Genomic DNA, 4,294 nt, shown 5'->3' with positions numbered 1-4,294 from the left:
AACGCGAACTGCTGGACAAACTGGGCATCCAGCAGCAGATGCAGGGCGCGGCCCCGCACTGAACCCACTCCGGAGACACATCATGACCAGTCAATCGACCGTCGCGCCTCGCGCCGCGACAGCAGCACCCGCGCGCGGGCCATCGAAGCTCGGCGCCGTCATCCGCGTCACGAGCGGGAATTTCATCGAGATGTACGATTTCTTCCTGTTCGGCTTCTACGCGAACCAGATCGCGGCCGCGTTCTTCCCGGCGACCAGCGAGTACGCCGCGCTGATGATGACGTTCGCCACGTTCGGCGCCGGCTTCTTCATGCGCCCGCTGGGCGCCATCTTCCTGGGCAGCTACGTCGACCGCATCGGCCGCCGCAAGGGTCTCGTGCTCACGCTCGGCATCATGGCATCGGGCACCGCGCTGATCGCGTTCGTGCCCGGCTACGCGACCATCGGCCTCATGGCGCCGCTGCTCGTGCTGGCCGGCCGCCTGCTGCAGGGCTTTTCGGCGGGCGTGGAACTGGGCGGCGTGTCGGTCTACCTGTCCGAGATGGCGACGCCAGGCAACAAGGGCTATTACGTGAGCTGGCAGTCGGCCAGCCAGCAGGTGGCCGTCGTGTTTTCCGCCGCACTGGGCTATGGCCTGAACCACGCGATGCCGAAGGACGTCATCGCCGACTGGGGCTGGCGCATCCCGTTCTTCATCGGCTGCTCGATCATCCCCGTCGTGTTCTACATCCGCCGCTCGCTGCAGGAGACGCAGGCGTATCTCGCGCAGAAATCGCACCCGACGTTCCCGCAGGTGATGCGCACGCTGACGCTGAACTGGCCCATCGTGACGGCCGGCGCCATGCTGGTCGTGATGACGACCGTCGCGTTCTACCTGATCACCGTGTACACGCCCACGTTCGGCAAGAGCGTGCTGAAACTCTCCACCGAGGAAAGCCTGCTCGTGACGCTGTGCGTCGGCGTATCGAACTTCATCTGGCTGCCCGTGATGGGCGCCCTGTCTGACCGCATCGGCCGCTGGCCCGTGATGGCCGTCTGTTCGGCGCTGGCCGCCGTCACGGCGTATCCCGCGCTGTCGTGGCTGATCGCGCATCCCAGCTTCGGCAACATGGTGATGATCGAGCTGTGGCTGTCGTTCCTGTACGGCAGCTATAACGGCGCCACCATCGTCGCCCTCACGGAAATCATCCCGCTGCAGGTACGCACGACCGGGTTCTCGCTGGCGTACAGCCTCGCGACCGCGCTGTTCGGCGGCATGACGCCGCTGTTCTCGACGTGGCTGATCGACGCCACGGGCGACAAGGCCGCACCCGGCTGGTGGATGGCGGGTGCCGCCGCGATCAGCCTGTTCGCGACCTTCCTCGTCTACCGCGGCATCGTGAAGGAGCGCGTGGCCGTCAATTGAAGCGGCCCGCCAGGCCGCCGACGCTGTAGCGCCCCGCACCCAGCAGGGCGATGGCGACGGCGGCGCCGAGATACATCCCCTGCAGTTCGAGCGCCCAGCCGCCGGTGTCGTTCAGGGTGAAGAACTGGCTCGTGTGGACCAGCAGCAGCGCGACGATCATGTTCACGACCACGACGAGCGCCGCGGCGCGCGTGAACACGCCGAACAGGATCAGCAGCGGCGCGATCACTTCGCCGATGTACACGAGGTAGCCCAGGGCGCCCGGCAGGCCCGCCTTGACCAGCATGCCGCTGATGAAGCCGACGCCGCCGATCAGCTTCGACACGCCGTGAAACAGGATCAACACGGCCAGCACGGCACGCAGGACCAGCTTGCCGCCATCGTCCATCCGGTTTTCCATATTCCCTCCTGGTGTGAACACGACTGTATACTTCCATGGTACGCCACCTGAAGAGAACCAGCCGTTGATTCCTGATCCCGACAAGAATGCCCGCGTGCGCGGCGTGACGTCGATCGCCGCCATGCGCGACGCCATCCGTGACGCATCACGCAAACTCCCGCCCCTGACCGCCGTCCCCCGTTTCAGGACGCTCGATCGCGCGGCCTTCGTCGCGCAGGCCGAACGCGGCCTGCCGTTCATGATCACGGGCCTCGTCGGCCGCTGGCCGCTGTGCGCCTTCACGCCGGCGGCATTGCGCGCAAGGTTCGGCGACGTGCCCGTGCGCGCCCGCGTGGGCGACTACATCGGCACGGCGTTCGCGCCGGACCGCGCGATGCGGGACCTGGCGATGGGCGAGTACCTGGATCTCGTCGCGGACTGGCAGGACGGCTTGCCGCCGTATGTCGGCAACCTGGAGATCAATGCATTGAATGCGATGTGCCACTGGCCCGGCTACTTCGGCAAGATGGGACCGCCCCGCTTCTGGCTCGGTCCCGCCGGCACGGTGACGCCGCTGCATTGCGACTACGACGACAATATCTTCGCGCAGATCTGGGGCACGAAAAGGATCTTCCTCGTTCCGCCCCACCATGACGAGTTCCTGTACGTGCGCGAAGCGAATCCGGTGCTGTTCGGGTCCCCGTTCGATCCGGAGCGTCCCGATTTCGATGCGTATCCGCTCGCGCGCCGGGCGGCGCCGGTCGAATGCATCGTCGAGCCCGGGGAGATGCTGTACGTGCCCGCCGGCTGGTATCACCAGGTGCGGGCATTGACGTTCGCCTTGTCCGTCAACCGCTGGGCCAGGGCGATGCCGCTCGCGCTGAAGGACGAGCCTTCGCTGCGGCTTGCAGCGCCCTGAGCGGCGCTTACGCCTTGTGCTTGCGGCGGCGCGCGGCGCCCAGCAGGCCCAGGCCGCCGCAGATCAGCGCCAGGCTGGCCGGTTCCGGCAGGTCCGTCGACGGCGCGGTGTACGTGTAGGTGACCTTCGCGACGCCCGATGCGGCCGTGCTGAATTGCGTGATCAGGTTGCCCGAACCGTTGCCGCTCGACGCGCCGACGGCGTTCAGGCCCAGGTTGATCGTGCCGCCGCCCAGCGCCGAGAACAGGGCGAAATCGCTCGCGCTGCTGCTGACGAAGAAGTTCGCGCCCGACGCCGATACGGAACCGGTCGAGCCGCCCGACGTGCCGTCGAAGTTGATGCTGCCGTCGAACGCGCTGAAATTGAAGGTCTGGCTGAACACCGGATTCGTCACGACCAGCGTGCTGTTGTCCGGACGGGTCAGGCCCAGCAGCGAACCCAGCGAGAGGGTCACGGTGGAGGCCGTCGCATCCAGGCTTTCCGCATTGCCGTTGCCCTGCACGACGCCGGACAGGTCGAAGCGGATCGAGGTCAGGTTACCGAGGCTGGTGTCGAATTTCGAAAACGACAAGGTGTTCGACCAGTTGGTCGTGGCCAGGGCGATACTGTCGGAATAGCTGAGCGTGCTCGCTTGCGCGGATGCGAACGGGAGGAATGCGGCGGTTGCCGCCAGGGCTGCAAGTGTCTTTTTCATGTGTGCTGGTTCGAATTAAATGTTTGGTTATTAACGGGTGATACGGTTTTCCATTATAACCATAATAATGAACAAATTTCACGTGTGCATGTTTTCTTTTACACAATTTCAGTGTCAAGATTGCAATCTGTAGCCGACGGCGGTTTCGGTCAACAGGTGCCGCGGCTGCGCCGGATCGTCTTCCAGCTTCTGGCGCAGATGTCCCATGTAGATGCGCACGTAATGTCCATTGTCCGCGTTCGACGGCCCCCACACCTCGCGCAGGAGCTGCGGCGCCGTGACGACGCGGCCCAGGTTCGCGATCAGCACGGACAGCAGCTTGTACTCGGTCGGCGTCAGGTGCACGGGCTGGCCGTCGCGCAGGACCGTACGCTTGTTCAGGTCCACCTCGACCCGGCCGAATACGATGCGTGCGGAGGCGTCGCCGCCCGCCTTGTGCTGGCGGCGCAGCGCGGCGCGCACGCGTGCGAGCAGTTCGCCGATGCCGAAGGGCTTCGTCAGGTAGTCGTCCGCGCCGGCATCCAGCGCCGCGATCTTGTCCGCCTCGTCGATGCGCGCGGACAGCACGATGATCGGCATGGGGCTCCAGGTGCGCACGTCGCGGATCAGTTGCATGCCGTCGCCGTCGGGCAGGCCCAGGTCGAGGATGATGAGGTCGGGCGTGCGGCTGCCGGCATCGATCCGGCCGCGCTTCAGCGTCTCGGACTGGTGCACCTGCCAGCCCTCGCCTTCGAGGGCCATGCGGACGAACCGGCGGATCTGCGGTTCGTCCTCGACGATGAGGGCGACGGGTGCGGCGGATTCAATGCTCATGCTGGTCGGTGAAGTGGTGATGGTGTTCGGGGTCCGGCAGCGGCGGCGGCTCGCCCAGGGGCAGGCGCAATTCGAAGCAAGCGC

At 65.9% G+C, this 4,294-nt stretch carries 5 protein-coding genes; 2 read left to right on the top strand and 3 right to left on the bottom strand.

The features are described 5' to 3' along the window. Nucleotides 1-82: 82 nt before the first annotated feature. Entirely contained in the window at nucleotides 83-1,405 is a 1,323-nt protein-coding gene (locus ACEN88_RS25460; RefSeq protein WP_413344150.1) for an MFS transporter, read from the top strand. Here ACEN88_RS25460 and ACEN88_RS25455 read toward each other — a convergent pair. After that, nucleotides 1,398-1,805, bottom strand: coding sequence for a DoxX family protein (locus tag ACEN88_RS25455; RefSeq protein WP_413344149.1), 408 nt, complete (start codon nucleotides 1,803-1,805; stop codon nucleotides 1,398-1,400). The two genes, ACEN88_RS25460 and ACEN88_RS25455, sit on opposite strands and share 8 nt — an antisense overlap. A 64-nt stretch (nucleotides 1,806-1,869) precedes the next feature. On the opposite strand from ACEN88_RS25455, the gene ACEN88_RS25450 reads away from it, so the two are divergent. Next, entirely contained in the window at nucleotides 1,870-2,703 is an 834-nt protein-coding gene (locus ACEN88_RS25450; RefSeq protein ID WP_413344152.1) for a cupin-like domain-containing protein, read from the top strand. 7 nt (nucleotides 2,704-2,710) lie between these two features. Here the strand turns inward: ACEN88_RS25450 and ACEN88_RS25445 are convergent, their stop codons facing one another. Both ACEN88_RS25445 and kdpE read right to left on the bottom strand, forming a co-directional pair. Further along, entirely contained in the window at nucleotides 2,711-3,397 is a 687-nt protein-coding gene (locus ACEN88_RS25445) for a choice-of-anchor E domain-containing protein (protein WP_413344147.1), read from the bottom strand. 114 nt (nucleotides 3,398-3,511) lie between these two features. Beyond that, entirely contained in the window at nucleotides 3,512-4,210 is a 699-nt protein-coding gene (gene kdpE / locus ACEN88_RS25440; RefSeq protein WP_413344145.1) for a two-component system response regulator KdpE, read from the bottom strand. Nucleotides 4,211-4,294 lie beyond the last annotated feature (84 nt).

The sequence above is a fragment of the Massilia sp. CT11-108 genome (assembly GCF_047302915.1).
Lineage (GTDB): Bacteria > Pseudomonadota > Gammaproteobacteria > Burkholderiales > Burkholderiaceae_D > Telluria > Telluria orientalis.
Note: the sequence above shows the minus strand (reverse complement) of the source record. Positions and strands in the feature narration are given on the sequence as shown.